This is a genomic window from Simkania negevensis Z, from assembly GCF_000237205.1.
Lineage (GTDB): Bacteria > Chlamydiota > Chlamydiia > Chlamydiales > Simkaniaceae > Simkania > Simkania negevensis.
Window position 1 is genome coordinate 1846198 of sequence record NC_015713.1, and the last position, 13446, is coordinate 1859643.

At 42.7% G+C, this 13446-nt stretch carries 10 protein-coding genes; 6 read left to right on the forward strand and 4 right to left on the reverse strand.

The genetic code is table 11. The features are described 5' to 3' along the window. Positions 1-44 precede the first annotated feature (44 nt). A complete protein-coding gene (locus SNE_RS09080; protein WP_013944115.1) occupies positions 45-1619 on the forward strand; it encodes a transglutaminase family protein in 1575 nt (524 codons plus the stop codon). On the opposite strand, the gene SNE_RS09085 is transcribed toward SNE_RS09080, so the two are convergent. Together SNE_RS09085 and SNE_RS09090 are read right to left on the reverse strand one after the other, a co-directional pair. Beyond that, on the reverse strand, positions 1602-3134 hold the full coding sequence (locus tag SNE_RS09085; RefSeq protein WP_013944116.1) for a GMC family oxidoreductase: 1533 nt from the start codon (positions 3132-3134) through the stop codon (positions 1602-1604). The two genes, SNE_RS09080 and SNE_RS09085, sit on opposite strands and share 18 nt — an antisense overlap. 144 nt (positions 3135-3278) lie before the next feature. Further along, complete coding sequence (locus tag SNE_RS09090; RefSeq protein ID WP_013944117.1) at positions 3279-4190, reverse strand: sodium:calcium antiporter; 912 nt, start codon at positions 4188-4190, stop codon at positions 3279-3281. A gap of 54 nt (positions 4191-4244) precedes the next feature. On the opposite strand from SNE_RS09090, the gene SNE_RS09095 reads away from it, so the two are divergent. The 3 genes from SNE_RS09095 (at position 4245) to SNE_RS09105 (ending at position 10219) form a co-directional block, all read left to right on the forward strand. Next, complete coding sequence (locus SNE_RS09095; RefSeq protein ID WP_013944118.1) at positions 4245-4700, forward strand: hypothetical protein; 456 nt, start codon at positions 4245-4247, stop codon at positions 4698-4700. Between the two features lie 67 nt (positions 4701-4767). Next, the gene (locus SNE_RS09100; protein WP_013944119.1) at positions 4768-7401 is read left to right on the forward strand and encodes an ATP-dependent Clp protease ATP-binding subunit; all 2634 of its coding nucleotides are present in this window, start codon (positions 4768-4770) and stop codon (positions 7399-7401) included. An 88-nt stretch (positions 7402-7489) separates the two neighbouring features. After that, a complete protein-coding gene (locus SNE_RS09105; protein ID WP_013944120.1) occupies positions 7490-10219 on the forward strand; it encodes an AAA family ATPase in 2730 nt (909 codons plus the stop codon). Here the strand turns inward: SNE_RS09105 and SNE_RS09110 are convergent. Then, positions 10209-10691, reverse strand: coding sequence for a hypothetical protein (locus tag SNE_RS09110; protein ID WP_013944121.1), 483 nt, complete (start codon positions 10689-10691; stop codon positions 10209-10211). The genes SNE_RS09105 and SNE_RS09110 overlap by 11 nt on opposite strands. Before the next feature lie 5 nt (positions 10692-10696). Continuing rightward, positions 10697-12106: a Si-specific NAD(P)(+) transhydrogenase gene (gene sthA / locus SNE_RS09115; protein ID WP_041419432.1), complete on the reverse strand. Its 1410-nt coding sequence runs from the start codon at positions 12104-12106 to the stop codon at positions 10697-10699. A gap of 125 nt (positions 12107-12231) precedes the next feature. On the opposite strand from sthA, the gene rpmB reads away from it, so the two are divergent. Together rpmB and SNE_RS09125 are read left to right on the forward strand one after the other, a co-directional pair. Continuing rightward, complete coding sequence (gene rpmB / locus SNE_RS09120) at positions 12232-12507, forward strand: 50S ribosomal protein L28 (protein WP_013944123.1); 276 nt, start codon at positions 12232-12234, stop codon at positions 12505-12507. 112 nt (positions 12508-12619) lie between these two features. Next, positions 12620-13441 carry a phospholipase D-like domain-containing protein gene (locus tag SNE_RS09125; protein ID WP_013944124.1) on the forward strand — a complete coding sequence of 274 codons (822 nt, stop codon included), beginning with the start codon at positions 12620-12622 and terminating at the stop codon, positions 13439-13441. Positions 13442-13446 lie beyond the last annotated feature (5 nt).

The following is a 13446-nucleotide window of genomic DNA, read 5'->3' on the forward strand; positions in this document are numbered from 1 at the left end:
ATAAACTCTTAGATTTTATTCTGAAAGGGAGTAACGTAAAGAGTATGAATTGGATGAAATCACTGACGCTTTTTTTACTCTTTCTCCCTTCTCTTTTGCTGGGGCAACCTTCTGATTTGCACTTGAATACTCTTTATCATAGTTTGGACCGGTACTCGATTGCAGAACTCTTTGCTTTCTATCACCTCTATCCCGAAACACCGCAAGGGAAAAACGCCCTATCTGATGCGTGGAAACTCATGAACCTCCACCGCCCTAAAGAAAGCCAGCTCGATGAAAATCTGGCTCTTCCCGATATGGATTTGCAAGCGATCATCTCCTTTGTCAACAAGCAAGCGTTTGAACCCTCGGTGGTTCTTTCAGACGATCAGCTTAGAACAATTGAAAATGTCTCCAATCATTTGTCGAACCGGAAGCTGAAAGGTTTTTCTGTCTGGTCCAAAGAAGAAGTGATGGCCCTTTCTGTCGAAGATATTGACCTCGCCCGTTCCATCTTGATTTATCAGTTTGAAAATGCCGAAGATCCAAAACTTCAAATCCGCCAGTATGAAGCGAGTTTAGATCTCATGGCCTTGCAGATTATGGCTCGCCTTCCTCCCCATGCCTCTGACGAAGATAAAATCCACACCATCAATGATTTTATTTTCCACGAAAAACGCTTTCGCTTTCCTCCCCATTCGATTTGGGCAAAAGATGTCGACGTCTACACCTTTCTCCCTTCTGTTCTCGATAGTCGTTTGGGAGTTTGTTTAGGAGTTTCCATTCTTTATCTTTCGATTGCTCAACGTATGGATCTGCCTCTTGAGATCATTACACCACCCGGACACATCTATGTCCGTTATCAAACTTTAGAAAAAACCATCAACATTGAAACGACTGCGCGCGGAATTTCCCTCCCATCAAAGGTTTATCTTGGAATTAACACCCGTACGCTTCAACAGCGGAATATCAAAGAAGTGATTGGGCTTGCTTTCATCAACCAAGCCGCTGTTGCTTGGCAAAATGAAGATCACAAAACCACAGTTGAGCTTTATGAAAAAGCCCTTCCTTACCTTCCAAATGACCCCTTACTCAAGATGTTTTTGGGCTACAACTACCTGTTTGTCGGAAAAACAAACGAGGGAAAGACACTTCTCGAAGAAATCCGTCATTTGACATTTGACCATGCGGTGTCAAGAGAAACCACCCCCGAAGATTTTCTCGAGGGGCGCACGAATGCTGAAGGAATTCAAACTATTTTCCTCCATGTCGATGAAACGCGGACTTCGATTTTAGAAAAGCAAGAAAAGCTCAAAAAAATTCTCAAGAAGTATCCCCATTTCCGCGATGGGGTCTTGCACCTTGCCATCACTCAATTACAATTGGCGCAAGCTGGAGATGCACTCCAAACTCTATATCAGTATCATGAGTTAGACCCCTCGAATCCCACTGTAGAGTACTACCTTTCAATTGTTCTTTTAGAACGGCTCAAATGTCAAAAGGCATGGGAGCATTTGAAAATTGCTGAAAGACTCACGAGTCAAAGAGACCATGATCCGGAAGCCCTAAAAGGGCTTCGCCATCATCTGCGGAAACTTTATCCCGATCCGAAGGACCAAGTCTTAAAGTCGAGTCTTTAGAATCTCACCTACACGTAATGCGTTTGCAATGATCGTAAGTGCTGGGTTCACTCCAGAAATTGAGGGAAAAAAAGCTCCATCCACTACATACAAATTCTCAAGATCATGTGCCTTACAATCTGTATCGAGGACAGAGGTTTTGGGATCTGTTCCAAAACGGCACGTTCCCACCTGGTGAGCGACCGCAGCAAGGGGAATTTTCTTCGAAAGGTACACCTTGTTTGGAATGATATGAAAGTGTTTTTCACAAGATTCTAGCATTTTTTTTAGTTTATCCATCAGTCGCTTGTGAGCTTCGAGATTGTTGGGAGTGTAGTCAAGAATGATTTGCCCCTCGTCAGTCACTTTGACACGGTTGTTTGGGTCTGGCAAATCTTCAGATGTGATCCACCATCCCATTGCATGTTCTGCCATTTCTTTGAGTCCAAACCCAGGTGTGAGTGGTGGAGCATCTCCCTCAAGCATTTCTGGCTTAACTTTGCCTAAAAGCTGAATATGCCCTAAAGGAAATTCAGAATCGGGTGCCCCAAAGTAGTAGTTATTTACTCCGAATGTCTTTTGAAAAAATGTTGGATTTTTCTTTTTTGAAATGGCAACAATCGCCGAATTGTTATGGCACATATAATGTCGCCCTACAAGATCTGAGCTGTTGGCGAGCCCATTGGGAAATTTATCAGACTTTGATCTTAGTAATACAGCTGCAGAATTGATAGCACCACAAGAAAGAACAATAATTTTTCCTTCGACAGTTTCGGTTTTTCCGTCGCGCTCATACTCTACTTTTGTCACACGGGTTCCTTTTGTATTTGTCAGAAGCCGATGAACTTTAGCATTGCGTAGCAGAGTCACATTTGGATATTGAAGGGCTTCACGAATACATGTTGTATGCGCATCAGATTTAGCATCGACAAGACAGGGAAATCCATCACATGTATCACACCGAATACACTCACTTTGCTCGCGGTTATCTTCCTTTAACCTGATCCCTATTGGAAGGGGAAACGGATTCAACCCTCTGCTCTTTACAAGGTCAAATAATTCTTGCACCCTTGGTTCATGGCTTAGAGGAGGAAAAGAGTAGTCTGTTTTTTCTGGAGGTTCAGTTGGGTCTTCGCCCCGCTTTCCATGAACAGAATAGAGCTGTTCAGCTGCAAGGTAGTACGGTTGAAAATCAGCATATTTTAAGGGCCAAGCCGGGGAAATTCCCCCATAATGATGGACCTCTTCAAAGTCTTGTTCGCGCAAACGTAGGAGAGCTGCTCCAAAAAATTTAGTATTTCCCCCAACATAATAGTGAGTGCCGGGCTCAAATTCTTTCCCTTTGTGGTCTAACCACTTTTCACCTGGATTGTAACGTCCATTGATAAAAACAGCTCGAGGATCCCAATTTTCTTTTTCACGAGGTAGGTAATCGCCTCTTTCGATAATCAGAACTTTCTTTCCCATCTCTCTGAGCGCATAGGCTAAAGTACCCCCACCTGCCCCACTTCCAATAACGATAAGATCGTAAGACATTACAATTCCTTGGTTGTTTTTTTTTGTTATAGAAAAAAGTAATTATCCTGAACAGGGTTTTGATGGAAAAAACTGTCTTTGAAATGTCTCATAAAGAGAATTTAATACTATTTTCAAATCTCCTTATGGAGTTATGCCGAAAGGTTATATCATCCATAGATACCCAATGTATAGGGCTAAATAAAAGAGTCCATGGAGACGAGATAAAACTCTTCGCCACATGGAAATCCACAAAACCCCTACCATTCCTACCATAACTGGCATGTCAAAGGCTAGCATCGGTGTAGTGAAGATGAGAGGACGGATCACAGCCGATAGTCCCACGATGAAAAGAATATTTAAAATGTTACTTCCCACCACATTTCCAAGAACTAAAGCTTCTTTTTTATGTATTGCAGCTAAAATCACTGTCACAAGCTCTGGGAGTGAGGTCCCAATAGCAATGACTGAAACAGCAATGAAGCGCTCTGGCACATGTAACAAAAGAGCTAGCTGAACGCCTCCATCGACAAGCCCTCGAGCCCCTAAGATGAGAGCAATGAGACTTAGGCAGAAAAAGATAACGGCTTTTTTAAGCGAAACCTGAATTTTGGGAATGACTTCTCCATTCTTCCCATAAAGCCACTCATAGACGAGATAGAGACAAGAAAGTAGAAGAAAACACGCTCCAATCCATCTTGGAATTTCTCCAAGAAACATGATCAAGCCCAAAAGAAGGGAAAAAATGAGCAAGAGAGGCATTTCGATCGTCTTGATTTTTTGGGGGATACGGACAGGGCTGATGAGAAGGGCAACTCCTAGAACAAGTCCAATGTTTGCAATATTCGATCCAATGATATTTCCTAGGGCAACATCACCCGCAACTCCTTTAATCTGTGCGAATGCACTTGTCATCGCTTCAGGAAAAGATGTGGCAAGTGCCACAACTGTGAGACCTACTACAAGAGGAGAAACTCCTGCAGCTAAGGCAATTTGAATCGAGCTACGTAAAAGTTGCAGAGCCCCCCAATAGAGTAAAAGCACTCCAAAGACGACAGTGAGAATGGCCAGGAGCATATTTTTCCTTCAGTATTTCTCATTGATATACTAAAAGGAAAAAAAAGGTAAGTGATGAAATATCTTCTCCCGATTCTGCTTCTTTTTTCTTTGTGTGCAGATGCAGCCAATTTCAAATTGGAATCGCTCCTTACCCATCTTACATCAAATGATTCGAGCGATAACTCTGATCTCACCTTAGATGAAAATCGTTATAATGGAAAAATTCTCAAGCTCAGCGATGGAACCTTATGGTTAGTCGCCCCACAAGATGTTCAAACTACTCAGATTTGGATCTTTCCCTTTCCCTTGAAAATAGAAAAGAGCGATCACCCTGCCTACCCCTATTATCTTGTCAACTTGCGGTCGGGAACAAAAGTTCTCGTACGTCCCATGCGCGAAACCGAAAAAGAAGCTTTAGACACTCCAGCTCCAGAGAAACCATCTCAACAACAAACAGTTCCTCCTAAAGAAGTCAATCCGAATCAACCTGTTGCTCCCCCGCCTCAGCCGACTCCTTTAGATCATTGACAAAACCCCAACTTCTCATTATACTTAGACTTGTTCGGCTAGAAGTGTATCCATTTGGGAGGTAATTATGGCACCACAGTTCACAGAATCTGTTGCTCAAGTTTTAAACCAAGCAGTCAGTGATGCAGAAAAAAGGCGGCACACGGAGGTCACGGAGCACCATGTCCTCTATGCGTTTTTTCAAGATCGGGCAGGCTACTTTCAAACACTGACAACAGCCCTAGGTCTCGACCCCCATCCCCTTCTCTTAGCTCTCGAAAATAAACTCGCATCGCTTCCTACATTTTCTGGGCAAGCAGACCAGGCAAGTTTAAGTCGTGGTTTGCAAAGCCAAATCAATCACGCCCATGTTCTTTCGCAAAAATGGAAAGACTCTTATATCAGTAGCGATCATTTCTTTTACATTTTTTGGGAAACGGCAAGTGATCCGTTTAAAAGCTGGCGTGAAGCTTCAAAATTGAGCCTGAAACAAGTTGAAAAGAAAATCCAAGAAATCCGCGGAGGTAGGCACATGGATTCTCCTAGTGGTGAAGCAAGTCTTCAAGCTTTGGAAAAGTTTTGCAAAAATCTGACCGATTTAGCAAAGCAAGGAAAACTCGATCCAGTGATTGGCCGAGATGAAGAGATCCGTCGTACGATCCAAGTCTTAAGCCGCCGGACGAAAAATAATCCTCTCCTAATTGGAGAGCCTGGGGTGGGGAAAACGGCTATTGCAGAAGGGCTTGCCCATAGGATCATTCAAGAAGACATCCCCGATTCCCTAAAAGGAAAACAATTGCTTGTGCTTGATTTGGGAAGTTTGATTGCTGGAACCAAATTCCGGGGAGAGTTTGAAGAAAGACTCAAAGGAATTCTCAAAGAAATCGAGCAAAGTGAAGGACAAATCATCCTTTTTATCGATGAAGTTCACACATTAGTGGGGGCAGGAGCCTCGGAAGGAGCGATGGATGCTGCCAATCTCTTGAAACCTGCACTTGCGCGAGGAACCCTTCACTGTATTGGGGCAACTACCCTGAATGAATACCAAAAGTACATTGAAAGAGATGCTGCTCTTGAACGCCGTTTTCAACCTGTCTTAGTCAAAGAGCCCTCCTTAGAGGATGCCATTGCAATTTTACGTGGGCTCAAAGAACGGTATGAAAACTATCACGGCGTCCGCATCACAGAAGGGGCTTTGCACGCAGCCGTTTTTCTCTCCCATCGCTACATCAGTGACCGCCAACTTCCCGACAAGGCCATCGATTTGATCGATGAAGCAGCGAGTTTGATTCGGATGCAAATTGGGAGTCGTCCTCTTCCTATTGACACCAAAGAGCGAGAACTCGGAACTTTGATTGTGAAGCAAGAAGCTCTCAAACGTGAAGACACTCCTGTAGCAAAAGGCGAAGCTAAAAAACTCGAAGAGCAAATTGCCAAAACTAAAGAAGAGCTCAGTATTTTGAGAGAGCAGTGGAATCAAGAAAAAAAACTCATCGAAGAACTCAAAGAGAAAAAAGGAGAACTTGAAAACCTCCGTTTCTTAGAAGAAGAAGCAGAACGGGCTTCTGACTACAACCGCGTCGCAGAAATTAGGTATAATGAAAAGCCTGCACTTGAAAAGGCAATCAAAGAAAAAGAAGAAACCTTAGAAAATAAACCCAACCGCCTCCTTCAAGAAGAAGTCGATGAAAAACTCATCGCCCAAATCGTTGCAAAGTGGACGGGAATCCCCGTGCATAAAATGCTCGAAGGAGAAGCTGACCGCCTTCTTTCTCTCGAATCAAGCTTAGAAAAACGGGTCGTGGGGCAACATTTTGCCGTCGAAGCAGTCAGCGAAGCGATTCGCCGCTCAAGAGCGGGACTCAGTGATCCGAACCGCCCACTTGGAGCCTTTCTTTTTGTGGGTCCCACAGGTGTTGGGAAAACAGAACTTGCCAAAACTCTGGCTGAAGAACTCTTCAACCAAGAAGAAGCAATCACCCGTTTAGACATGTCTGAGTACATGGAAAAACATTCCGTTTCGAAATTGATCGGTTCGCCTCCAGGCTATGTCGGCTACGACGAGGGAGGACAATTGACAGAAGCTCTCCGCCGCCGCCCTTATAGTGTTGTTCTCTTCGACGAAATTGAAAAAGCCCACCACGATGTATTCAACATCTTACTGCAGATGTTTGATGACGGACGGATCACAGACAGCAAGGGACGAGTCGTAAACTGTCGCCATGCCCTCTTCATTATGACATCCAATTTGGGTTCTGAACAATTGCTCGACTATATTAAGCAGAAAGGAAGTGACTTGTCGAAAGAGGCGATTCTCCAAATCGTCGATCCTGTGATCAAAAACCACTTCCGACCAGAGTTCATCAACCGCTTAGACGAGATCCTCCCTTTTCTCCCTCTCCAAGAAAAAGACATGGAAAAAATTGTTTTAATCCAATTGGACCGCGTGAAAAAAAGATTAGACGAGCGCGATATCTCTCTCGACTACTCACCTCAGGTGCTCGCCTATTTAGCAAAAGAAGGATATGACCCCTACTTTGGAGCACGGCCTCTCAAGCGGCTCATTCAGCAAACAGTTGTGAACGAGCTTTCTCAAGCTATTCTAAAAGGAGAGATAAAAAATGACGATAAAATTGAGCTAAGTTTTGACGAAAAAAATAATAAAATCGTTTTTGAAGCCAAAAAAATAGAACAAACAGAAACTTTAATTAAGCCATCATAAAAAATGATTTTTATTGAACTCAATCCCTAACTACTTCATAATCTTGCCCGTAAACCAAGAAAAAATTTAAAAATTAGGGATTGAGTTTATGACAATTGCTACATCTCCTTTAGGAAAAGTTCCATGGATTTATGCTGGGCCGTATGATGATGAAGTCAACCGAGACCTTAAATGGTATAGCTCCTGGGCAAACCACTATTTCTCCCAAGGGGGTGTTGGAAACATTCTAGGGGTCATGCAAATCATTCCGATGGCGCTTCTCCTCTGTCCTTTTGTGAACATTGTCACCTATCTAGCTCTTTCGGTTTTCTATCAGGGAAAAGAAAAAGATTTGTTTAAATCTGCGCTCAATGAAGGTAACCCAACCGCTGCCTACATCATGACAGAGAGAGGGGCCGACGCAATACAGAAAAATAACAGCGGTAAAACCCTTCTCGACATCTATGCAGACAAAGGTGAGAAAGCAAAAGGATTTTCTACTCAAGACCTCAATATTATTGAAACTCTTTTTGAAAAAGGAATCTCAGCAGACTTTAAACACAAAGGATTTGAACTTCTGCTTGAAACAGCGCTTACACAAAATCGTCACAAACTTGCCGTTTTTCTCCTTCAACAAAAAGTTCAACCTAAGACTCCATGGTCCAGCTACCGCCAAAAGCCGACTGTTGAAGTCCTCTCTCTTCCCGATTGGGCAAAAAAATCGTTTACCATTATTGGGAACAACCTTTGTAAAACAGCAACAACCGAAACTCTAGAAAAATTCTCACGTAAAGGAAATCCTCTTTATCAACTGATACGGATTTTTGGACAGAGCATGCGTAGTTGCCCTATCCTTTTAGGTGAAAGCGAAGTCGAACGCAAGAGCCTCATGACAGCGCTTGCTCGTGAAATTCTTCAGGATAAAGTTCCGAGTAACTTAAAACAAAATAGTATCATTGAGATTGATCTTTCTCATGGGGATGAAAAAACTACCATGAAAGATCTAAAAAGCCTACTCAACTCTTACACTGATCTACTCGAAAAGGATCCACAGCTGATTTTTTATTTTCATAACTTCGAAATATTTGAAAAAGCAACTACGGGTCACCCAGAAATCAAAAGAGTTTTGATAGACCTTGCGACAAAAGGGCGCGTAGTCTTCTCGATGACACCTGCGCTATACAAGCGTCACTTTGCTCAAAATCACTTGATTCAAAGTAGATTTACAACAGTTGATGTTTCAAAACCTACAGAAAAAGAGGCAATCCCTTTATTACACTCAATGAAAGCAGAGCTAGAAGCTCAACACGAAGTGACTTACACTTCCTTTGCCATTCAAGCAGCCATTCAGATGACCCGCTATATTCCTAACTCAACAATCCCACAAACCTCCTACGAAATTCTAGATGCTGCTGCTATCTTGTTTAAAGAACAAGAAACTAAAGGTTCCATTGCCACTCAAGAAGCAGAAAGGAAAAAACAAGACTTATTATTTGATAGAGATGTCTACCGCCTCAAAAATGGCAAAGCCTCAAAAAAACGGTTAGAACGGATCGATGAAGAGCTCAATGAAATTGAAGAGACCTTGAAAAAACTCAAAAATCAAGACGCTATTGAACTCCAAGCTAAAACATTTTATCATGAACTCAAAGCTGAGAAAGCCTATCTCGAATCTCTCGATTCAAGCTTGAGTGCTATGACTAAGCCGCTACTCGCTGAGCTCGACAAAGATCTAAAAGCGCTTGAAGAAACCATAAAAGACTCAAATATCAAGTTCGAAGTCGACCGCGAACTTGTTGCCGCAGTTGTTTCAACGCGCTCGGGTATCCCACTTGACCGTGTCCGAGGAGCTGATGCAGAAAAACTGCGCAAGTTAGACGAAGCTCTTGGTGAGCAAGTGATCGGCCAAAGTAAGGCTGTACACGCAATTGCAGAAGCCCTTAAAGCAGCCCGCCTTGGCCTACGTGACGAATCTAAGCCACGTGGTGTTTTCCTCTGCGCTGGAACTTCAGGGACAGGAAAGACAGAAATGGCCAAAGCCATCGCACGTCAAATCTTTGGCGATGAGCGGAACATGACCCGTCTTGACATGTCAGAGTATCAAGCGAAGGAAAACAAATCGCGACTCATCGGAGCCCCTCCCGGATATGTAGGTTTCGATAAAGGCGGACAACTCACAGAAGCGCTCAAAGAGAACCCTTACCAAGTTATTTTAATTGACGAGGTGGAAAAAGCCTCGCCTGATGTCTTAACAGCCTTTTTACAAGTCTTTAGTGATGGACGCCTCACGGATGGTCAAGGAAACGTGGTTGACTGCTCACAAGCCGTCTTTTTGATGACCACAAACCTCGGATCGCGAATAATTGCCGCAAGCCATGAGACTTATTCCTTATGGAATCCTCTGAACTGGCACTACCGCTACAAATTATTGACATATGGTCGTCCTTCTGAAGAGGCGATCATTCGACAGGCTTTGAAAAATTCCGAGCACTTTTCACCCGAACTGATTGGTCGCTTGAAAATTGTCACTTTCGATCCGATCACAAGTAATCAAGATCTCGAAAAGATTGCACGCAAGGTCTTAAAGAAACAGCAAGAACAAATCTGGCAAACGCAAGGCATCGAACTCAAGTGGTCAGATAAAGTTGTCACCGAACTTGCACGCAATAGTTCCAGTATTGAATACGGTGTAAGACCGCTTATCGATAAAATAGAAAAGAATGTTTTAGCTCATTTATCAGATGAAATTCTTTATGACAGAATCCATGAAGGAGATACGGTCCAAATCGATTACGATGAGACAAGAAATGCTTTAACTTTTACACCAATTAGTGCGTAAAAAACTCGCGAAATTGATCTTGAAGAACTGAGGGGACGACTTCTTCGATCCCCTTCTTATCATACATGAGAAAGTAAGTGCACGCAAACATCGTGCCAAGTGCAGGACTAAAGAGCGCGACAGCAAGCGAAATGCCACAAACAAAGCACCGTTTAAAATTGAGATAGCGACGACGGTGAAACCGTCTTAACGCAGAAACGCGAAATCCTGTCAGCAAATTTAACATCAGAGAAATTCCAAAAAGGGCCGTAGCATAGACACACCACGCCATGTCTGCAAGAAGCAACATAAAAAAGAATAAACGGGCAGCGAGTGCGGAAAAAAATCGACTTTTGGTTTCAGGATCTTCCTCTGGCATCTCCCCACCTAAAGTGAGGTTGGAGTAACGACGATTGAGCTCGATATGTGAGGAGCTCCTTTCATCTTGCCCCACACATCTTTCAACATGCTCAAAGATATCGTAGATTGCCATTGAAGTTACCTCTTGTGTTTAACCTTGTTAAATCCATTTAATGCTGCTATCCGATACCCTTCTGCGTAGGTCGGATAGTTGAACACTTGATCGATAAAATAATCGATTCTGGCATTAAAAGTCATCGCGACTTGTCCAATATGAATGACCTCCGTTGCTTCACGTCCAATGATGTGAATCCCGAGGATTTCTAATGTGTCCGTGTGAAACAGAATTTTAAACATTCCTGGGTCATTTCCGGCAATATTATTCTTCGCAATTTCGTAATAATATGCCCGTCCTACCTCGTAACGAAAGCCTAAATTTTTTAACTGCTCTTCAGTATAACCACACGAAGAAATTTCAGGAATAGTGTAAATTCCAATCGGATAAAAAGTGGGAAAATGGTGTGTTTCCGCACCAAACGCATGACGTGCTGCTAATCGTCCTTGTTCCATACTCGTTGAAGCTAAACAAGGGCCTCCTATCACATCTCCTACTGCATAAATGTTTGGAACAATCGTTTGAAACAGTGCATTGATCGGAATGTACCCCTTACTATCAACTGTGATCCCTGCATTTTCAATATGCAAGTGATCGACATTTGCCGTTCTTCCTAGTGCATAAAGGAGCATCTCCGATTCCATTGAAGAATGGTCGGTAAACTTTACTTCTACGCGCCCTTTATGGCGCACCACTTCATCGACTTCTTTATTCCCTACAAACTTAAGTCCAATTTTTCCAAGCGCTGTTTGCAAATGCATCCCGATTTCTTTATCGAGCAGCGGCAACATTTGATCTCGTTTATCGACAACTGTCACTTGAGTGCCAAGTGCAGCAAAAAAGCTCGCATATTCTGAACCAATAATTCCTCCCCCAAGGACAATCATGTCTTTTGGTAAATGATCAATCGAAAGAAGCCGCGTTGAATCAAGCACCATCTCTTTGTCAAATGGAATGTTGTTGGGGTTACGTGGCTTTGACCCCGTTGCAATAATGATCCGTTCCCCGCTAATCAAATGGGTTAGTTGGTTTTTCTCGGTTAAAACAGCAACTTGATGATGATTTTCAAAATGGGCAAGCCCACGGACAAGTTGAATCTTATTTTTATCAAACTGCCTTTCTAAATTTCCAATTTGCTGTTCGAGCACTTGATTGAGGCAAAAATTGAGTTCATTGATCGAGATTTTTTGCCTTAAGATATCTTTTTGCCCATAGAAACTTTTTGTATAAAAATCGGTTAAATTCAGGATCGCTTCGCGAAGAGACTTTGAGGGAATGGTTCCCGAGTGCAAACATGCACCACCTGGATTTTTATCTTTTTCGATGATAATGACTGATTTACCCAGTTTCGCCGCCTGGATAGCTGCCTTTTGGCCAGCAGGACCTGATCCAATCACGACTAAATCTGCATAAAGTTCTTCAGCTGCGGCCATCACATCCATCCATAAAGTAAATTTTTCTTTTTACACACCTTCGCGGATTTAATCAAGCCGACTTGAGGGAAATTCTAAAAAGTGGTAAACTTAATGTTTCAAAAAATGACTTTAGGTAGTGAAACATGTCTAAGAAGTGCCAGGTCACAGGAAAACGACCAAGACGCGGGAAAAGCTATTCGATTCGCGGGATTGCGAAAAAGAAAAAGGGAATCGGTTTGAACGTCACAGGAACGGTAAAACGCCGCTTCCTCCCTAACCTCGTGAAAAAACGTTTCTGGTTTGCTGAAGAAAATCGCTTTATCACTCTCCGCCTTTCAACAAGCGCAATGCGTAATATTGATAAGAAAGGGCTGGGACCGATTATTAAGCAACTTCGGGCTCAAGGCGAAAAAATCTAGGTTTTTTCTCCTTTTTGTCGGAGCAGTTGCTTTAGTCTTTTATGCCACGTATTTTCCCCTTCCCTCGGGAAAAACACCGGTTCGCTTTTATTCAACACATTTACGAGAAGACTTGCGCCTCGTTGTTCTAAAAGCTCTTAAAAGCGCTAAAGACTCAATTCATGTCTACACATATGCTTTGACAGATCCGCATGTGCTTTCAATCTTAATGAAAAAAGCTAAAGAAGGGTTAGATGTTCACGTGACTTATCATCAGAAAAACACTCCTAAACTTGAGAATCTTCCTCATCTTCATCTCCACCCTGAAAAGGGACGTGGACTGATGCATGCGAAGTGGATCGTCATCGATGAAAAAATGGTGTTTTTGGGCACGGCAAATCTCACCTCTTCTTCACTCATGATGCATGAAAATTTGCTTGCTGGTTTTCACGCTCCAGAGTTTGCCAAAGCACTCCTCACTCCTTCTTTCTATCAAGGTACTGTTGGAAAATCGGAGCTGACATTTTACCTTTTACCTGACCCTAAAGCCTTCCCCCATCTTCTAAAGCTATTAGATCAAGCTAAAAAAAAGATTCACATCGCTATGTTTACCTTCACCCACCCTCAGATCGTAAGTAAGCTCATCGAGCTTCATCAGCGGGGAGTTGAGGTAAAGGTCTCTCTCGATCAAATGGGCTCAAGAGGGGCGTCTAAAATGGCTGCTGAGACCCTACAAGCTGCAGGTGTCCCCGTCCAAGCATTCCAAGGTATGCCTCTTTTCCATCATAAGTGGGCGCTTATCGATGAATCAACACTAGTACTCGGATCGGCAAATTGGACCCAGGCAGCATTCAAAAAAAACAAAGATTTTATTTTATTCATAACAAATATAAATAAAAAATATTTAAAAAACACAGTTAATGCAATTAAAAAAGATTCTCTTAATTGTAATTAATAAAG

Coding starts and splice junctions, on each gene's coding strand:
- SNE_RS09080 (WP_013944115.1), top strand. CDS start 45: ATGAATTGGATGAAATCACTGACGCTTTTTTTACTCTTTCTCCCTTCT.
- SNE_RS09110 (WP_013944121.1), bottom strand. CDS start 10,691: ATGGCAATCTACGATATCTTTGAGCATGTTGAAAGATGTGTGGGGCAA.
- rpmB (WP_013944123.1), top strand. CDS start 12,232: ATGTCTAAGAAGTGCCAGGTCACAGGAAAACGACCAAGACGCGGGAAA.
- SNE_RS09085 (WP_013944116.1), bottom strand. CDS start 3,134: ATGTCTTACGATCTTATCGTTATTGGAAGTGGGGCAGGTGGGGGTACT.
- SNE_RS09105 (WP_013944120.1), top strand. CDS start 7,490: ATGACAATTGCTACATCTCCTTTAGGAAAAGTTCCATGGATTTATGCT.
- SNE_RS09100 (WP_013944119.1), top strand. CDS start 4,768: ATGGCACCACAGTTCACAGAATCTGTTGCTCAAGTTTTAAACCAAGCA.
- SNE_RS09090 (WP_013944117.1), bottom strand. CDS start 4,190: ATGCTCCTGGCCATTCTCACTGTCGTCTTTGGAGTGCTTTTACTCTAT.
- sthA (WP_041419432.1), bottom strand. CDS start 12,106: ATGGCCGCAGCTGAAGAACTTTATGCAGATTTAGTCGTGATTGGATCA.
- SNE_RS09095 (WP_013944118.1), top strand. CDS start 4,245: ATGAAATATCTTCTCCCGATTCTGCTTCTTTTTTCTTTGTGTGCAGAT.